General features: G+C 45.9%; 14 protein-coding genes. 7 read left to right on the top strand and 7 right to left on the bottom strand.

The window, feature by feature from the left end; translation table 11 throughout:
• Positions 1-95: 95 nt before the first annotated feature.
• The 5 genes from aceF to CBP12_RS12585 form a co-directional block, all read right to left on the bottom strand.
• A complete protein-coding gene (aceF, locus tag CBP12_RS12605; protein WP_086964929.1) occupies positions 96-1,991 on the bottom strand; it encodes a pyruvate dehydrogenase complex dihydrolipoyllysine-residue acetyltransferase in 1,896 nt (631 codons plus the stop codon).
• An 11-nt stretch (positions 1,992-2,002) separates the two neighbouring features.
• Positions 2,003-4,663 (bottom strand): pyruvate dehydrogenase (acetyl-transferring), homodimeric type, encoded by a 2,661-nt coding sequence (aceE, locus tag CBP12_RS12600; RefSeq protein WP_086964927.1) that lies wholly within the window; start codon positions 4,661-4,663, stop codon positions 2,003-2,005.
• 61 nt (positions 4,664-4,724) lie between these two features.
• On the bottom strand, positions 4,725-5,486 hold the full coding sequence (pdhR, locus tag CBP12_RS12595) for a pyruvate dehydrogenase complex transcriptional repressor PdhR (RefSeq protein WP_086964926.1): 762 nt from the start codon (positions 5,484-5,486) through the stop codon (positions 4,725-4,727).
• A gap of 381 nt (positions 5,487-5,867) precedes the next feature.
• Complete coding sequence (nadC, locus tag CBP12_RS12590; RefSeq protein WP_086965588.1) at positions 5,868-6,710, bottom strand: carboxylating nicotinate-nucleotide diphosphorylase; 843 nt, start codon at positions 6,708-6,710, stop codon at positions 5,868-5,870.
• Between the two features lie 271 nt (positions 6,711-6,981).
• Entirely contained in the window at positions 6,982-7,485 is a 504-nt protein-coding gene (locus CBP12_RS12585; RefSeq protein WP_198341813.1) for a retropepsin-like aspartic protease family protein, read from the bottom strand.
• Between the two features lie 121 nt (positions 7,486-7,606).
• On the opposite strand from CBP12_RS12585, the gene ampD reads away from it, so the two are divergent.
• The 7 genes from ampD to coaE all read left to right on the top strand — a co-directional run bounded on the left by ampD (position 7,607) and on the right by coaE (position 15,501).
• The gene (ampD, locus tag CBP12_RS12580) at positions 7,607-8,149 is read left to right on the top strand and encodes a 1,6-anhydro-N-acetylmuramyl-L-alanine amidase AmpD (protein ID WP_198341812.1); all 543 of its coding nucleotides are present in this window, start codon (positions 7,607-7,609) and stop codon (positions 8,147-8,149) included.
• A gap of 111 nt (positions 8,150-8,260) precedes the next feature.
• Positions 8,261-10,438 (top strand): hypothetical protein, encoded by a 2,178-nt coding sequence (locus CBP12_RS12575; RefSeq protein WP_086964923.1) that lies wholly within the window; start codon positions 8,261-8,263, stop codon positions 10,436-10,438.
• Positions 10,439-10,567: 129 nt separating this feature from the next.
• Positions 10,568-11,032, top strand: a complete 465-nt coding sequence (locus CBP12_RS12570) for a pilin (RefSeq protein WP_086964921.1) — start codon at positions 10,568-10,570, stop codon at positions 11,030-11,032.
• Complete coding sequence (pilB, locus tag CBP12_RS12565; RefSeq protein WP_086964918.1) at positions 11,026-12,744, top strand: type IV-A pilus assembly ATPase PilB; 1,719 nt, start codon at positions 11,026-11,028, stop codon at positions 12,742-12,744. The genes CBP12_RS12570 and pilB overlap by 7 nt, the downstream gene beginning before the upstream one ends.
• A 40-nt stretch (positions 12,745-12,784) precedes the next feature.
• On the top strand, positions 12,785-13,996 hold the full coding sequence (locus CBP12_RS12560) for a type II secretion system F family protein (RefSeq protein WP_086964916.1): 1,212 nt from the start codon (positions 12,785-12,787) through the stop codon (positions 13,994-13,996).
• A 39-nt stretch (positions 13,997-14,035) separates the two neighbouring features.
• Complete coding sequence (locus CBP12_RS12555) at positions 14,036-14,902, top strand: prepilin peptidase (protein WP_086964914.1); 867 nt, start codon at positions 14,036-14,038, stop codon at positions 14,900-14,902.
• Positions 14,899-15,501 (top strand): dephospho-CoA kinase, encoded by a 603-nt coding sequence (coaE, locus tag CBP12_RS12550; RefSeq protein WP_086964912.1) that lies wholly within the window; start codon positions 14,899-14,901, stop codon positions 15,499-15,501. The genes CBP12_RS12555 and coaE overlap by 4 nt, the downstream gene beginning before the upstream one ends.
• A gap of 140 nt (positions 15,502-15,641) precedes the next feature.
• Here the strand turns inward: coaE and CBP12_RS12545 are convergent, their stop codons facing one another.
• Both CBP12_RS12545 and trmB read right to left on the bottom strand, forming a co-directional pair.
• Positions 15,642-16,952, bottom strand: coding sequence for a M18 family aminopeptidase (locus CBP12_RS12545; protein WP_086964910.1), 1,311 nt, complete (start codon positions 16,950-16,952; stop codon positions 15,642-15,644).
• A 144-nt stretch (positions 16,953-17,096) separates the two neighbouring features.
• Positions 17,097-17,831: a tRNA (guanosine(46)-N7)-methyltransferase TrmB gene (trmB, locus tag CBP12_RS12540; RefSeq protein WP_086964908.1), complete on the bottom strand. Its 735-nt coding sequence runs from the start codon at positions 17,829-17,831 to the stop codon at positions 17,097-17,099.
• Between the last annotated feature and the right edge of the window lie 344 nt (positions 17,832-18,175).

Here is an 18,175-nt window from a genome sequence, read left to right as displayed (position 1 = left end):
AAGCTCAATACGACCACAGCGCTTAACGGGGCAAAGTTTACTGTTCTATCTTAGAAAAGAAAGTAAAAAGGCGGGCTATTGCCCACCTTGTCACATTAAAGGGCTAAACGACGAAGGTCGCTTAACACACCACTTAGCATGGTAATAAAACGAGCACCATCGGCGCCGTCAATCACACGGTGGTCATAAGACAGAGCCAGTGGCTGCATCAAACGAGGCTCAAACTCTTTACCGTTCCAAACCGGCTTCATGCCTGATTTAGATACGCCAAGAATAGCCACTTCAGGTGCATTCACGATAGGCGTGAATTGAGTGCCACCTATGCCGCCTAAAGACGAAATAGTGAAGCAACCACCTTGCATGTCGGCGCCGGTTAGCTTGCCTTCACGGGCTTTCTTAGAGATTTCACCCAGCTCAATGGCCAGTTCGCGAATGCCTTTCTTATTCACGTCACGTACCACAGGCACAACCAATCCGTTTGGCGTATCAACCGCCACACCGATGTGGATGTATTTCTTCATAATTAAAGACTGTTCGTCTTGTGATAATGAAGAGCAGAACTTCGGATACGCTTCCAACGCTTTAGCAGCTGCCTTCATGATAAAGATCAGCGGGGAAATCTTATAACCCAGCTTTTGCTTTTCGGCGATGGCGTTTTCAGTTTTACGGAATGCCTCCAGTTCAGTGATGTCGGTTTCGTCAAACTGCGTTACGTGGGGGATTTTCACCCAGTTACGATGCAAGTTAGGACCCGAAATCTTCTGAATGCGTGTCATCGCCACTTCTTCGATTTCACCAAACTTAGCGAAATCTACTTTAGGCCATGCCAATACCGACATACCGCCGCCCGCAACTGCAACACCGGCAGGTTGACCAGCAACTTGCTTGATGATGCCTTTCACGTAGCCTTGCACGTCTTCTTTTAGAATACGGCTCTTAGGACCGGTGGCAGCAACCTTAGATAGGTCAACACCAAACTCACGAGCTAAGCGACGAACCACAGGCGTGGCGTGTACATACGCGTTGTTCTCAACAAACTCAGCTTTAGCAGCAGGCGCACTTGCAGCAGGTGCCGCTTTTTGTGCCGCAGGAGCAGGGGCAGCTGCTTGAGCAGGAGCCGCTTTTGGCGCTTCAGCTTTTGGTGCTTCACCTGCCACTTCAAAGACCATCACCAAAGAACCGGTGTTAACCTTATCGCCCACCGCAATCTTGATTTCTTTAACTACACCACCAAACGGGGCCGGTACTTCCATAGAAGCTTTATCGCCTTCTACGTTGAGAATCGACTGTTCAGCTTCAACGGTGTCACCTACCGCAACCATGACTTCAGTGACTTCAACTTCATCACCGCCAATGTCTGGTACGTTCACGTCTTTAGCTTGCGGTGCGCTCGCGGTTGCTGGTGCTGCTGTCGATGCCGCGGGAGCTTCTGCTGCAGGAGCGGCGCCACCGGCAACTTCAAAGACCATGATTTGTGAGCCAGTTTTCACTGTGTCGCCAACGGCAACCAAGATTTCAACCACTTTACCGGCTGCAGGAGACGGGATTTCCATAGAAGCCTTATCGCCTTCTACGCCGATCAGCGTCTGCTCTTCGGTGACGGTATCGCCCACGGCCACGTTGATTTCGGTGACTTCAACTTCGTCGTCACCAATATCAGGAACGGCGATGTCTTGACGCGAAGCAGCGGCAGGGGCGGCACTTGCTGCTTGTGCAGCAGGTGCAGACTCTTGCTTAGCTGGGGCGGCAGCGCCGCCCTCTTCTGCTTCAAAAACCATGATTAAAGATCCAGTGTTAACCGAATCACCGATAGCGATTTTAATTTCTTTAACCACACCCGCACTTGGGGCCGGTATTTCCATAGAGGCTTTATCGCCTTCCACAGTAAGTAGAGACTGCTCTAATTCCACACGGTCGCCCACGGCCACCATGATTTCAGTCACTTCTACTTCGTCTGTGCCGATATCTGGCACCAGAATATCTTTAGACATGTATTGCCCCTTTATGCGTACAGCGGGTTGATCTTATCAGCGTCAATGCCGTATTTCGCGATGGCATCAGCAACCACTTTCTTATCCAGCGTACCTTGCTTAGCCAACTCGGTCAGTGCAGCAATTACGATGTAATGCTTGTTGACTTCAAAGTGGCGACGCAGGTTTTCACGGCTGTCTGAACGGCCAAAACCATCGGTACCCAGTACTTTATAGCTTACAGACGGCATGAAAGCGCGAACTTGTTCTGCATAGTTCTTCATGTAGTCGGTCGCAGCAATCGCAGGCTCAGTGCCCATGACTTGTGCGATGTAAGGTACGCGGGCATCGGAAGTTGGGTGCAGCATGTTCCAGCGCTCAACATCTTGACCATCACGGGTCAATTCGTTGAAAGAAGGCACACTGTATACGTCAGAACCAATGCCGTACTCGTCAGCCAAGATAGCTGCAGCAGCACGCACATCGTTTAAGATAGTACCTGAGCCCATCAGCTGTACTTTGCCTTTCTTACCAGCCACTGTATCTAACTTATAGATACCCTTGCGAATACCTTCTTCCACGCCTTCTGGCATAGCAGGCTGATGGTAGTTTTCGTTCAAGGTCGTGATGTAGTAGTAGATGTCTTCTGGGTTAGGACCGTACATACGACGCAAGCCGTCTTGTACGATAACCGCAACTTCATATACGTACGTTGGATCGTAAGTAATGCAGCTAGGGATAACACCGGCTTGAATATGGCTGTGGCCATCTTCGTGTTGCAAACCTTCACCGTTCAAGGTTGTACGACCTGAGGTACCGCCAATCATAAAGCCGCGGGCACGTTGGTCACCGGCAGCCCAGCACAAGTCACCAACACGTTGGAAACCGAACATCGAGTAGTAGATGTAGAACGGAATCATCGGGAAGTCGTTGGTGCTGTAAGAAGTGGCAGCGGCTAACCATGAAGAAGTGGCACCCAGCTCGTTGATACCTTCTTGCAGTACCTGACCTTTGATGTCTTCTTTGTAATAAGCAACTTGCTCACGGTCTTGCGGCGTGTATTGCTGACCGTTCGGGCTGTAGATACCGATTTGACGGAACAGACCTTCCATACCAAAGGTACGGGCTTCGTCGGCCAAGATGGGCACGATGCGCTCACCAATGGACTTGTTCTTTAGCATGATGTTTAGCGCACGCACGAAGGCCATGGTGGTGGATACTTCACGCTTTTGCTCGCCTAACAGTGACTCAAACTCAGACAGTTCAGGAATAGTTAACGGCTGAGTAGACTTCTCTAAACGCTGTGGCAAGTAGCCTTTCAGCGCTTTACGACGAGCATGCAGGTATTCGTATTCACGAGATCCTTCTTTAAGCTCGATGTAAGGCAAGTCTTGGATGTCTTCGTCGCTCACTTCCAGGTTGAAGCGGTCACGGAAGTGTTTAACGGACGTCATGTCCATGTTCTTAACCTGGTGGGCAATATTCTTGCCTTCGGCCGCGTCACCCATGCCGTAACCTTTAACGGTTTTGGCCAAGATAACAGTCGGCTTACCTTTGGTCTCGGCAGCATTTTTGTACGCAGCATACATTTTCGCTGGATCGTGACCACCACGGTTGAGTGAGAAGATCTCTTCGTCGGTCATATCTTTAACCAACTCTAGGGTCTCAGGATATTTACCGAAGAAGTGCTCACGCACATAAGCGCCGTCTTTCGACTTAAAGGTCTGATAGTCACCATCAAGGGTTTCGTTCATCAATTGGATTAGCTTGCCGCTCTTATCTTTAGCGATCAGCTCGTCCCAACGACGGCCCCAGATAACCTTAACCACGTTCCAGCCAGCACCGGTGAAGATACCGTCTAGCTCGTTAATGATCTTACCGTTACCAATAACAGGGCCATCTAAGCGCTGTAGGTTACAGTTAATCACGAAGCACAGGTTGTCCAGTTTTTCGCGAGCCGCGATGGTGATCACACCTTTGGACTCTGGCTCATCCATTTCACCGTCACCTAAGTAGGCGTAAACGCGCTGCTCAGAACAGTCTTTCAGACCACGGTTAGTCAGGTACTTCTGGAAACGCGCTTGATAAATCGCGTTCAATGGACCCAGACCCATAGAAACGGTCGGGAACTGCCAGAAAGTAGGCATCAATTTAGGGTGCGGGTAAGAAGGAATACCTACGCCGTCTACTTCTTGACGGAACATATCCAACTGAGCGGCAGTCAAACGACCTTCAACAAACGCACGAGCATAGATGCCGGGCGAGATATGGCCTTGGAAGAATACCAAGTCGCCAGTGTCTTTTTCGTTCGGGCCGCGGTAGAAGTGGTTAAAGCCTACTTCATACATGGTGGCACTGGATGAGTAAGAAGCCATGTGGCCACCCAAATCCAGATCTTTTCTAGAGGCGCGTAACACGATCATCACTGAGTTCCAGCGGATAATAGCGCGGATACGACGTTCCAGATCCCAGTTACCCGGGTACTCAGTTTCGTCTTCAGACTTAATGCTGTTAACGTAGTCTGAGTGGGCATTTCTGGCCACTGCTACACCGGATTTAATGGCTTTAGTGGTGAGACGCTCATAAATATACTGGGCGCGCTCAGGTCCTTCTTGACGGATCAACGACTCCAGAGCGTCTAACCACTCTTGAGTTTCTATTGAATCCACATCGTTATTCAGGATATCAGACATGGCTGTTTCCTATCTCGTTTGGGGCTCATGCCCATGGGTTTCATCAGTGCCGAAGGCATTGTTATTCCTGCTGTCGATATCGGCGCTGAGAACGTTCAATTCGGCTCTCTTCACGCTGAATGTCTTGCAGAGTTTCTTCAATAAAAGCCAGATGATCATGACATGCATCTCTGGCTTGTTCCGGCTCTCGTGACAGTATGGTTTGGATTAGATTGGCGCGGTGCACTCGGATCTTTTCCACCATACCAATACGTCGATTTAAAATTTTGATATTGCGCAAGATACTAGACTCAAGCAATGGCTGCATGGCGCGTAACAAATGCAGCAACACCACATTATGCGCCGCTGCCGCTACCGCAATATAAAATTCGGCGGCGGCCTTAGCCTCACCAGGTAAATCACCTAGTTCTTGTGCTTTTACTATGGCTAACTGTGCGTCGCGAATAGCATCGAAGTCAGCTTCATTACCGCGCATGGCGGCATAAAAAGCGGAGATACCTTCCATGGTATGGCGAAACTCCAGCATGTCATATTGTGACTCTGGATGTTCCGCTAGCAACTGAAACAAAGGATCAGCCAACCCTTTAGTCAAAGCGTTCTGTACGTAAGTACCGCCACCTTGACGTCGAGAAACCAAGCCTCTTGCCTCCAGCAATTGAATGGCCTCTCTTACCGACGGCCGAGATACGGCGTACTGCTCGGCAAGCTCACGCTCGGGCAGCAAGCGCTGTCCGGGCTGTAAGCTACCTTCTACTATCATTTGCTCAATTTTAGCGGCGATAGTGTCGGCAAGTTTAGGTTGTTTGATACGCTGATTCGACATTTAACTCGACTATATTGGTAAGACCAATTTACACTGTTAAAAAAAGGTATCATTACACACCGAAAATGTCCAATAAATTAAGCTAATTTGAATACAATAGCGTAAAAAATCGTCAACTTTATTTTACCGCGCTCTTAACCTAGCCGAGTCTGAGAAAAAGGCAAATCAGAATAATTGATAATGACGTTAAATAGCGCCGAGCGCCCGACGCCAAGTATCCAGTTAAAACACCATAAAGCCCCAACACGGGCTGTTTTAAACGGCCGATACTGCTAAGTAAAACATACATGTATACCGCTCCCCTAAGTGCAGTTCACCGAAGAGCCGGCTTCACTATCAAACCAACACAGCACTAGCCATAATGCTTGGCGCTATTATTAATTACTCTGCCACCCGCAATGACAGATCTAACGCCTGCACGTGCTTGGTGAGCGCACCCACTGAGATAAAATCCACACCGGTGGCAGCAAACTCACTAATAGTCTCCAGCGTTACATCTCCTGATACTTCAAGCTTTACCCTGCCGGCACTTAATTTAACGGCGCTTTGCATATCTTGGACACTAAAGTTATCGAGCATAATAATGTCAGCCCCCGCCGCTAGTGCCTGTTCAAGCTCATTAAGAGATTCTACTTCCACCTCTACCGTTCTGGCTGGCTGTAAACGGCGAGCTTCACTTATTGCTTTATCAATTCCGCCACAGGCAAAAATATGATTTTCTTTAATTAAATACGCATCATATAACCCAAGACGGTGATTTAGCCCACCGCCGCAGGTCACGGCATATTTTAGCGCTAAACGTAGGCCTGGCAGGGTTTTGCGCGTATCTAGCAAACGACAGTGGGTTCCAGCAAGTCGCTCAACGTAGCGTTGCGTGACGGTAGCCACCCCCGATAAGGTTTGAATAAAATTCAAGGCCGTTCGCTCGCCAGTCATAATGGCGCGAGCAGGACCCGTCAGCGTTAATAAGCGCTGATTGGCACTGACTGCATCGCCGTCCTTAACATGCCAGGTTAATTTCACGTCATCACCAAGTTGGCGAAAGGTTTCTTGTGCAAAAGCTTGGCCACAAAACACCCCTGCTTCTCGCGTAATAAGATGAGCAACGACACGTTCGGTTTCTGGTAACAACTGGGCAGTAATGTCACGACTGGCATCTAAGGTGCCGCCTAAATCTTCGCTGAGGGCGGCGGTAACATTAAAACGAATTTCTTTTTCTAACATCGCTTGTTCTAACATAGTTTTTTCCAACATCAGGTGTTTCGGTATTAAAGAGGCAGCCTGTAGTTAGCTGTTTATATTGGCTTCACTTAAAAGCTTAAGAAAACCAGTTTTAAAGTGCAGGGCATAGGCCAAAGCACTCTTCACTATTAATCCAGATTTGACTGTTACTTTAATCAGTTGTCGCTCTTATCTCATCAAAGTTTTTTGGCGTTTTACGTAGACTTTGTAGCAAAAACAGTTTTGCTATTTATTCTTTTGGATTGATACTTTTTCAGCGGCGAATAGTCAGCTCACCATTACGCTGAATAAGCTCAAACTGGCGCAGTGCATTCATCCCTAGCAATATTTCATCGCTATCACTGGGCATGATTACCGCACTCAAATTGTGCAAAGTGAAGGGTCCAAAAGATAAATTTTTAACGCGCGTGGTATGGCCAACCACCACACCGGCGGCGGTATTTAGACCCAGCTCGTGTCCCTTTTTAAGCCCCAGTTTCTTAGCTAAGCCTTGTGGAATAGCAACTTGGGTGGCGCCCGTATCTAGCAAGAACACCACTTCTTGACCATTAATGTGACCCGTGGCGACATAATGGCCGCGTTTGTTTTGTGCTAAGACAATAGTTTGTGCATCGAGCTGGCGAACGCTTTGGTTAGGATTGTTATCATGTTGCAATTTTTGCTGAAAAAACCAAGTTAATAGCGCAAGGGCCAACCCCCAAGCGATAAGCCACATAATGCGACCTAAGCGGCGCTGGGTATCCATATGCTGACTCATTTGGCGACTCCTTGATTTGTCTCTAAGCCGCTAAGGCTTTAAATATATTGCCAAATGGCATCGCTTGGGACGAGTTTATACGCTAACTTTTAATTATATAACTCAATTGAGACCCAAAAAAATGACCTCAACCTTGATGTTAACTGATGATGGCTGGCTAGAGCCAGCACGCCACTGCCCCTCTCCCCACTTTGATGACAGACCAGAGCAAGAAATCTCGCTGTTAGTGATCCACAGCATTAGCTTACCGCCAGGTAAATATGGTGGCCCTTATATCGATCAACTTTTTTTAGGGCAGCTGGATCCCAGTGATGATGCTTACTTCGCTGGTATTCAACATCTTAAAGTTTCAGCTCATTGTCTGATCAGACGAGACGGCGAGTTAGTACAATACGTTTCTTTATTACAGCGTGCTTGGCATGCAGGCCAGTCTAACTTTCAAGGTCGCGAGCGCTGCAATGATTTTGCTATTGGTATTGAGCTTGAAGGCACAGACACAGACAGCTTCACACCTGAGCAATATCAATCACTTAACAAACTTATTCAACTTATTCAGACCCGCTTCCCTCGCATCACTACCAAGCACATAGTGGGACACAGCGACATAGCACCCGGCAGAAAGACGGATCCTGGTGTAGGATTTGATTGGAACCAAGTTAAATAGCCTAACGTTCTCAGTTTTATCGCTATGGCTTATTGGCTGTAGTGAGGTAGTCATAAATGTTCTAGCAAAGTCGTATACCAGCTAACCCTAATGATATGAAGGAGCTAAATTATGTACTTAGACGTTTATCTTGATGGTTCACAAGCGATAGAAAATTTTGTAGCTGCCGGTGCAGGAAAAAAAGAAGCGGTTGGCAACCTCACTATTACAGGAGCCGTTTCACAAAGTGCATTTGATAAATTATATCACCGAATATTAAGCGTAGAGGGTACCGTATCCTTCTTAAACTTGACTAAAGAGATGGCAAGCCCGGTCACAGGAGTGGGCTCCTTTTTCAAAAATATTACCTGCAATGGGGGTATTAAATTTATCAATGCTCCTGCTATTACTTGGCCCGATCACTTTAATCGCGGTCAAGACGGCCACGGCAATCCTATGCCTGACAATATGACGCATATTAAAGGAGATTTTGTATTCGACCGATGCAATATGGCATTTTCTGGTAATGACGGCTGGTATAAACGTTTATTTTTTAGTGGCATAAAAAGAGTAGACGGTGATTTCATCATCACCAACTTTCACCAAATACTAAATGAAACATCGGGCATGGCACTCGAATACGTAGGTGGTAACTTTGAAATATCTTTTCCTGTAGGCCATGGCCGAGATCGTTCTTATGAATTTGGTTTTTTAAACTTAAAAGAAGTAGGCGGCAATATCTATGTTGACGGTTTTAGCACTGAAAATAAAACCAAATGGCAGTCATTAACTTTTCTTGCCAGCATCGAAAAAATTGGCGGCAGTGTTAAAATAATTAACCTTCCTCATGTCAATATTTCAGGTAAAGGAAAGCATCCTTATGGTTGGTGTTATGTTAGGTACTTAATTGATAAAGGAATAATTGATTATCCTAAGCAGACTGTAGAAATAGGTAATCAACCCGGTATGAAACTCTCTAATTTAGGCGGATGCAGTGACGGCGTTCATCCAGACAACCCACCTAAACCCTTGCCTGGACCTATCGACTTTACTAAAACTCGCGCACTCTCCGCAAATAAATTTTTAGCTAGTATTGGCGTTAATAGCGCTATCTATAGACGCGGCGAAGATATCGATAATACGATTGCCTGTTGTAAATATTTAGGTGCGCGTTGGATTAGAGTAGCAGGGGCGGCGAACTCGGCTAGCACCATAGACAAAATCAAAAAGCTCTACGATCACGCAAAGGTAAAAGTAAGTTTTGGTCTAGGTAGCGGTGGGACAGATATAAACGGTGTTATTTCAGGTTCAGCAACCGTTGCAGACTTTGGCGCTTTGCTAGCCATAGAAGGGTGTAATGAACCTAATAACTGGGACGTGACGTATAATGGCGAACAAGGCGGAAAATCTCACTCCTGGCTACCCGTGGCTAAGCTACATAGAGACTTATATTTAGCCGTTAAAAACCATCCTGTTTTGCGCCACTATCCCGTTTGGAGCACCACTGAAACCGGCGCCCAAACTGATAACTGTGGCTTACAATTTCTTGAAATACCAAAAATCGCTAATACCCTTATGCCGATCGGCACTAAATATGCGGATTATGCTAATTGTCATAATTATTTTTCCCATCCCAGCTTCTTAGCCATTAAAGATAATCAAACTTGGCGCGCAGCAGATCCCTCTTCAAATAGTCCAGTAGATGGTTTATACGGTAATTTTGGTAATACTTGGCTTAAGCATTTTTCAGGATATGATGAGAGCCAATTATTAAACTTACCTAAGGTAACGACAGAAACAGGAATTAACCTCTCGGGCTCTATTACTGAAGAAGTGCAAGCACTTATGTACATGTCGACTTATCTAGCGCAATTTAAAAGAGGCTGGAGTCATACTGCTATGTATATCCTAAGAGATAGAAGTGATGAAGGCGGTAATCAAAGCTTTGGCTTTTATAAAGCAGATTATTCTCCTAGACTGGCCGCTCATTATTTGCATAACTTAACAACGATTCTTAGCGATCATGGTGAGCATTTAGAAACTCAAGATTTAGAGTATTCAATATTAAATCAACAAGAGACAGTACACGACTTATTATTACAAAAAAGTGATGGCACTATGATGCTCGTTGTTTGGGGAGAGAACTTCACTGGCAGTCGCACTAACATTACTATTAAATTTAAAAAATCCTTAGAAAATATAAAAATATATAATCCTACCCAAGGCGCTGAGGCGATCAAAAACTTAAGTAGCACAGATGAAGTCTCCTTAGTGATCACTAACCACCCCTTTGTTCTGCAACTGGAGTAGTCGCGTTACAAAAAAGATTCATTAGAGTCAGTCTCATTGTGAAGGTAGTTATTTTCGCTTTTAGAGCTATCTTTTAAAAGACATACACCGCAACTCAGGATGAGTTGCTATATCGTCAAGGATGACTCTATGACCAAGCCTACTCCTTCACGCCTTAATGGCGGTTTTACTCTTATCGAACTGATGATAGTTGTAGCGATTGTCGCAATTTTAGCGGTTATTGCCCTCCCTGCTTACCAAAGTTATATAAAGCGCGCTCGTTTTTCAGAAGTGATTGCCGCCGTGGGACCGGCTAAAACGGCCATCGATATTTGCGTCCAGATTAACGGCACCGACTGTATGGCGGCAGGTAATAACGCCGTGGGTTACGATACGACTACTAACTCTCAAAAAATTGACTCAGGTATCACCACTGATTACGTTGCAAGCGTAGCAGTAGCAGATGGAGCTAGCTCAGGGACTTGGCTTATAACCGCCACGGCCACTAATGAGCTTAATGATGAGACCTTTATATTATTAGGCACTGAGGAGAATGGTCGCGTAATTTGGAAAAATGATGATAGCAGCACCTGCATTGCTGCCAATCTATGTTGAATAGCAGCGGCTTAGCACAGAGCTTACTGGCAGCGGCCATCTTGGAGCCGGCTGAGTTAGAGCTGGCTATGACTCAGGCTCAACAAGCGGCTCAACCACTGATTAGCGTGTTAATAGAACATAAATTAATAACGAGCTACGACTTAGCGCATTTTTGCAGCCAACATTATGGCTTAGCGTTAATAGATTTAACGAATGAGTCCTACCCTGAGCTTCCTAAACATTATCTCAGCCTAGATCTCATTGAGCGTCATCACGTGCTGCCCACCCACATTAAGAATAATATCTTGTATTTAGCGACCTCTGATCCCAGTCAAATCCAAGCTCAAGAAGATTTTAGTTTTCGTTTTAATATAGTGACTGAGCTCCAGCTAGTGGAAGAGGAGCAATTAGCCCTACGTCTTACCCAACTGCAAAACCCAAATAACGCGCCCTTAGTTGATCTAACTCACGACACGGCCATCGAGCAATTAAGTGAAGATCTAAGCACACCGTTAAGCCCTCATGAGCAAGATGACGGGCCTTTGGTGCAATACATCCATCAGGTGCTGTTAAATGCGGTGCGAAAAGGGGCCTCTGATATTCATTTTGAACCTTATGAGCATTTTTATCGGATCCGCTTTCGTATTGATGGTCTGCTATACGATATTGCCTCTCCTCCTAAGTTACTTGCTCAGCGCTTTGCCGCGCGACTAAAGGTGATGGCCAAATTAGACATTGCTGAGCGCAGACTCCCCCAAGATGGCCGGATTAAATTGTCGCTTAATCGCTATCAAGCCATAGATTTACGAGTCAGTAGCATGCCGATTCAAGCCGGAGAAAAAATCGTGCTGCGCTTACTCAATAATGCGCTAACTAAATTGGATATTCACCAGCTTGGGCTAAACGAGCAGCAAAAAGAGGCTTATTTAACAGCATTGCACTTACCGCAAGGCTTGATTTTAGTCACAGGCCCTACTGGCTCTGGGAAAACCGTCTCCTTATATACAGGGCTCAATATTTTAAATACGGTCAGCTGCAATATTTCTAGCGCTGAAGACCCCATAGAAATTGTAATGCCGGGCATTAATCAACTGCAAATTAATCCTAAAGCGGGCCTAGGCTTTGCCCAAGCGTTGCGAGCTTTTTTACGCCAAGACCCAGACATCATTATGGTGGGAGAAATTCGCGACTTAGACACGGCCGACATGGCCTTAAAAGCTGCCCAAACCGGACACTTAGTATTATCAACTCTGCATACCAACTCCGCCATAGATACGCTAACTCGGCTCACCAATATGGGACTTGCTACTTATAATATTGTGTCAGCGGTAAGTTTAATTATAGCGCAGCGCCTAGCGCGCCAACTCTGTCCACATTGTAAAGCGCCAATAACGTTAGAGGCGCTCCATAATATTAAAGATTGTCCTGATACTCAGTTATTAATAAGTCAGCTTGCTGCTAGTGAATTGGTAAGCCTTCAACAAGATACTCTTTATCAAGCAACAGGCTGCGCGCAGTGCACTGAGGGGTACAAAGGGCGCATTGGAGTTTATGAAGTATTAGTGATGGATAATAAATTGGCACAACTGATGCTTAATGGTGCCGACAGCTTAGCGTTGAGTAAAGCCGCTGAGCAAGCGGGGATGCTTAGTTTACGAAACGCGGCATTAAACAAAGTTAAAGCAGGCGTTATTAGTCTTACCGAGGCTAATCGTATTACTCAATCATGATAGCAGTAGTTATTTTTACGCTTTAGTTACTGGGTGACCCATGAGCCAACACAAGCGATACCACTGGCAAGGCATGAATAGCAAAGGCCAAACAGTATCAGGCACTATGGTGGAAAGCAGCTTAATTGCTGTTAGATACCAACTGCAACGCCAAGGCATTCAAGCAACCCACGTTAAGCCAGTACGGCGCTTAATATTTAAGCTGGGTAAAACAACCATAACACCCAGTGATATCGCCGTTATGACGCGCCAGCTCGCAACTATGCTAAATGCAGGCATTGCCCTAGTACAAAGTCTACAACTCATTGCGCGCACCACGGTTAACCTGCCCTTAAAACAAATTTTATTATACCTGTGTAACGAGGTAGAACAGGGACAAGCGTTGTCAAAAGCGCTACATAAGTATCCTGCACACTTTACTCCTTTATATCGAGACTTAGTTTATGCTGGTGAGCAAACCGGTACTCTAGATATCGCCTTTGAGCAATTAGCCGATTATGCAGAGAAAGCAGAGCGCTTAAGATTAAAAATTAGAAAAGCCTTATTTTATCCCACACTAGTGCTGATAGTGGCGGCCTTAGTTAGTGCTATTTTATTACTATGGGTAATTCCTCAGTTTGCACAAATGTATAATAGTTTTGGTGCGCCTTTACCCTGGTTCACCCAATTGATTATTGATTTATCACGCGCCTTGCAAAATTATGGCGTCTATTTGGCGCTAATATTGTTCACCCTCAGCTACGGCTTTATTACGATACGGCGCCGCTCGGTAAAATTACGCCGCTATCAACACCTAGTTGCACTCAAGCTTCCTGTACTGGGGAATATCCTTAGCAAAGCGGCGTTAATGGGCTTTGCTCGTACATTAGCCGCCACTTTTAGTGCAGGACTACCGTTAATTGAAGGTTTAACACTTGCAGCAGGTGCCAGTGGCAATGCGATTTATCGCCACACGCTCTTGCAGATCAGAAGCGAGGTACTTGCAGGCGTTGCTTTACACCAAGCATTAGCAGCCAGTCCGCTCTTTCCTGAGTTGATGATCCAACTCACTATGATCGGCGAAGAAACAGGTCGCATCGACGATATGATGCATAAAATAGCCAATATCTATGAAACCGAAGTAGATAGCACAGTTGAAGCACTCGCCAGTTTAATTGAACCTGTAATGATGTTAATACTAGGCGTACTAGTGGGAGGGTTAGTGATTGCTATGTATCTACCCATCTTTAGCTTAGGTAGCGTTATTCATTAATAATCACGCTCGCCCTTCTATTTACAACAAGGATTTACCATGGCGCTGCTTTATCAGTGGCTCGCTAGCGATATGTTAGCGCTTTATTTTATTATCTTCATTATCAGCTTATTAGTAGGCAGCTTTCTTAATGTAGTGATTTATCGTTTGCCTATTATGCTAAAACAGCAATGGCAGCAAGATTGTGTCACCTTACACCAACACCCTTCTCCTAGCGCTGTAACGTTTAATTTATGTACGCCTGGCTCTCGTTGTAGCCATTGTCAGCACGCCTTAAGCGCGCTTGATAATATTCCATTACTTAGTTGGCTTATGCTTAAAGGTAGGTGTCGCTATTGTCAGGCGCCCATTGCTAAGCGTTATCCGCTTATTGAGCTGACTAGCGCAGTATTAGCCGTCGTTCTGGTGTGGCGCTTTGGGGCCAGCCCGCACCTGCTGGGCGCATTATTATTTACTTGGTTGTTGATCTGCATGACCATGATCGATGTGGATCATCTGCTATTGCCTGATAGCTTAACTCTATCACTGCTATGGCTAGGATTATTAATTAATACACACGATTTATTTATTTCTTTGCCCTCGGCGGTATTAGGCGCCGCCATTGGCTATGGTGTGTTGTGGTGTTTATATTGGGCGTTTAAATTACTGACGGGTAAAGAAGGCATGGGCTATGGTGACTTTAAGTTATTAGCCGCACTAGGTGCTTGGTTTGGTTGGCAATCACTCTTGCCTATCTTACTTATCTCTTCAATGACTGGAGCGATAATCGGCTTAAGTCTCATGGCCAGTAAACGGTTAACTACCGAGCTAACCCTGCCCTTTGGCCCGGCTTTAGCGCTAGCTGGTTGGGTATATTTAGTGTGGGGTGAAGCCTTAGTACAGCGTTATTGGAGTTTAGTATTATGACATACATTGTAGGAGTGACTGGCGGCATAGGTTGCGGTAAGAGCACAGTAGCCGAGCTATTTGCTGAGCAAGGCATAGTGGTAATAGATGCCGATATTATTGCCAGAGAAGTGGTCGCCCCAGGTGAGCCGGTATTAGATGCAATCGGTGCTTACTTTGGCTATGAAGTGATTAAAAAAGACGGCAGCTTAGATCGCGCCTTAATGCGCGAACGCATTTTTAAAAGTGATGGCCATCGCCACTGGCTAGAAGCGTTATTACACCCCTTGATCCGCGAGCGCATGATTAAAGAATGCCAAAATGCCCGCTCCGCTTACTGCTTATTGGTGGTGCCCTTATTAGTAGAAAATCATCTCACCGATTTATGCCACCGCGTGCTCGTGATAGATGCCAGCGAACAGACTCAAATAGCCCGCACTGTAGCTCGGGATAACAGCTCAGTCGCCCAAGTAAAAGCCATTATTGCTACGCAAGCGACTCGTGAACAACGCCTTCAGGCAGCAGATGATGTGCTTAATAATGACCAGAGTGACATTGCGCAATTACAAGCTGAAGTATTGCAATTACATGCACACTATTTGGCACGAGCAGGAGCGTAAATACCGCATCCACCGCTAAGCTAACAAGGCGCCCATACTTTTAAAGTATGGGCGCCTTGTTAATGGGGCAGCATTGTTGGGCGAGTCGTATTAAGTGCCTTTATAGGAAATTTTCTAATCTAAATAAGCACTCTTTCCCTTTAATCACCCTGCCATTGGTTAAGAAAGGCATGAAGCGCTTGGTTTAAATACCACGCATCTTTTGTACCTGCCGTTTCACGAATAGAGTGCATCGCCCATTGCGGCGCTCCCACATCCACTACTCGCACGCCTAACTTAGTACCCGCTATAGGGCCAATGGTGCTACCACAGCCCATATCGGCGCGCACCACAAAGCGCTGATAAGGCACCTTCGCTAAGTCGCAAAAATGACTAAATAAAGCACTGGTCTCAGCGGTAGTCGCATAACGCTGATTAGCATTCACTTTAATGACCGGCCCTGCATTAATAAGAGGACCATGGTTTTCATCGTGTTTATCAGCAAAATTTGGGTGCAGCGCATGGGCATTATCACAAGAGATAAATAAAGAACGCGCTATCATGCGTTGGTAAGCTTGCTCGGCGCCGCTTAAGCGGCGCAGCACACTTTCTAAAAATGGCCCTTGTGCGCCAATAGCAGAAGCACTACCGACTTCTTCATGATCATTACACACTAACAAGGAGGTGACTGCTAAAGAGGAGCTGGTCGAAAGTAGCGCTTGTAAGCCGGTATAACAGGATAACAGATTATCTAGGCGCGCCGAGCTAATTAACTCTTGCTCCAAACCGACTAAAGCAGGCGCTTGGGTATCATAAAAGCATAAATCGTAGTCGATAACTTGAGTCACTTGATGGCCAGTTTGTCGTAACTGACGAGCCAGCCATTCTCGCAGCACAAAACTTGGACTGGCTTGCTCTTCTTTAGTCATACCTAAAATAGGCGGTAAATGAAGCTGGGCATTAATTGTCGAGTCTTTATTGGCTTCACGATCCAGATGAATAGCTAACGAGGGGATCACAGCAATCGGCTTTTCTATAGCTAATAGTGCCACCTGCAGCTTTCCTGCTTCGTCTTGAAAATGCACTTGGCCGGCTAGGGATAAGTCACGATCAAACCAAGGGTGTTGCAGCATGCCGCCATAGACTTCTACGCCTAATTGCAAATAACCATGATGAAACAGCTCTGCATTAGGTTTAACTTTTAAGCAAGGGCTGTCGGTATGAGCGCCCATCATGCGCACCCCTGTTTCTGCCACTGGCTGCTCACCTAAGCGAAAAGCAATAATAGAGCGCCCTTCACGTACCAGCCAATATCCTTGTCCGGGAGTTAATTGCCACTCGTCACTTTCGCTAAGGGCTTTAAAGCCTGCCGCTTCCAGTTCTTTAACCATGCTGGCGACAGCATGGCCTGGGCTTGGGGAGTGCTGTAAAAAATCCAGCAGTCCTTGATTAAATGCTACTTGCTGAGTCACTTATCACCTCGAAAAAGCTGCTAGCTAAGAGCTAACAACTAAAAAGAAAAAGACTACTTTTATAAACACCGCTTTCGCGATTAACCTTATATAAACAGTATATCTGGGGCTTAACTTATCGCCTATTGCTGCCTTGCGGCCAAGTTAGTCAACACGAGTGAAGATCAAATCCCACACCCCGTGGCCTAAGCGATGCCCTCGTTGTTCAAATTTAGTTAAAGGACGATAATCTGGGCGAGGCATATAATCTTCCGCAGTAGAAGCGTTGACATAACCCGGAGCGGCTTGCATTACTTCAAGCATGTGCTCGGCGTAGTTTTGCCAATCTGTTGCCATATGAAACTCACCGCCGATTTTAAGTTTACTGCGTAGCATTTCTACAAACGCAGGCTGTACGATACGGCGCTTGTGATGGCGAGTTTTGTGCCAAGGATCTGGGAAAAATAGCTGCACTCGATCCAAGCTTTGCTCTGCGAGCATCTGTTCAAATACTTCTACTGCATCGTGGCACATGACTCGAAGATTGGTAATGTTGGCATCAGCCGCCGCCATTAAACAAGCTCCTACTCCTGGGGTATGAACTTCTATGCCGAGATAATCAAGCTCAGGAGCGGCTTTTGCCATCTCAACTAATGAGCCACCCATACCAAAACCAATTTCTAGGACCCGCGGTGCTTGGCGCTTAAAAACCTCATCTAAATTAATTACTTGCGCTTGATAGTCTAGGCCCATTATTGGCCACTGCTCTGCTAATGCTTTTTCTTGCCCTTTAGTTAAGCGACCTTCTCTTAATACAAAGCTGCGAATTTTACGTTTGCGCAATGTCGTCTCTGCTGGCTCAGCCTCACAGTTCGACTCGGCGCGTTGTTCATCTGTCATATCTGTTCTCCAGGGCATGCATAGCCATTTTTTATTCATTAAATGTTCAATCACAAAATTTAAACCGCCATCTTAACTTTCGTTAGGATGGCGGCTGGAATTATTTTTAGTTTAACGTATTACGCCAACAGTTAAAGCGCTAGCGTTAACCCTCATCCTATTCTTTTAATATTCTTCTGCGCTGGGGTCACACAACTTAAGTGCCCCATTAAAAATATCCAAGTACACATTAAAATATCACCACCACACTTTGCTGATAGTGAGCTGGTCCTAAGACTAAAGATGATTTTCAAGGCGCAAAACGAGCTAAATTTGCGCAATTTCGGTGATTATGCTCTGATCAG

Source organism: Oceanisphaera avium (assembly GCF_002157875.1).
Taxonomy (GTDB): domain Bacteria; phylum Pseudomonadota; class Gammaproteobacteria; order Enterobacterales; family Aeromonadaceae; genus Oceanimonas; species Oceanimonas avium.
This window is presented reverse-complemented; position numbering and strand designations above follow the sequence as displayed.

Bases quoted from the DNA above. Each gene is read 5' to 3' on its own strand.
- aceF (WP_086964929.1), bottom strand. From the start codon at position 1,991: ATGTCTAAAGATATTCTGGTGCCAGATATCGGCACAGACGAAGTAGAA.
- aceE (WP_086964927.1), bottom strand. From the start codon at position 4,663: ATGTCTGATATCCTGAATAACGATGTGGATTCAATAGAAACTCAAGAG.
- pdhR (WP_086964926.1), bottom strand. From the start codon at position 5,486: ATGTCGAATCAGCGTATCAAACAACCTAAACTTGCCGACACTATCGCC.
- nadC (WP_086965588.1), bottom strand. From the start codon at position 6,710: ATGTTAGAAAAAGAAATTCGTTTTAATGTTACCGCCGCCCTCAGCGAA.
- CBP12_RS12585 (WP_198341813.1), bottom strand. From the start codon at position 7,485: ATGAGTCAGCATATGGATACCCAGCGCCGCTTAGGTCGCATTATGTGG.
- ampD (WP_198341812.1), top strand. From the start codon at position 7,607: ATGACCTCAACCTTGATGTTAACTGATGATGGCTGGCTAGAGCCAGCA.
- CBP12_RS12575 (WP_086964923.1), top strand. From the start codon at position 8,261: ATGTACTTAGACGTTTATCTTGATGGTTCACAAGCGATAGAAAATTTT.
- CBP12_RS12570 (WP_086964921.1), top strand. From the start codon at position 10,568: ATGACCAAGCCTACTCCTTCACGCCTTAATGGCGGTTTTACTCTTATC.
- pilB (WP_086964918.1), top strand. From the start codon at position 11,026: ATGTTGAATAGCAGCGGCTTAGCACAGAGCTTACTGGCAGCGGCCATC.
- CBP12_RS12560 (WP_086964916.1), top strand. From the start codon at position 12,785: ATGAGCCAACACAAGCGATACCACTGGCAAGGCATGAATAGCAAAGGC.
- CBP12_RS12555 (WP_086964914.1), top strand. From the start codon at position 14,036: ATGGCGCTGCTTTATCAGTGGCTCGCTAGCGATATGTTAGCGCTTTAT.
- coaE (WP_086964912.1), top strand. From the start codon at position 14,899: ATGACATACATTGTAGGAGTGACTGGCGGCATAGGTTGCGGTAAGAGC.
- trmB (WP_086964908.1), bottom strand. From the start codon at position 17,831: ATGACAGATGAACAACGCGCCGAGTCGAACTGTGAGGCTGAGCCAGCA.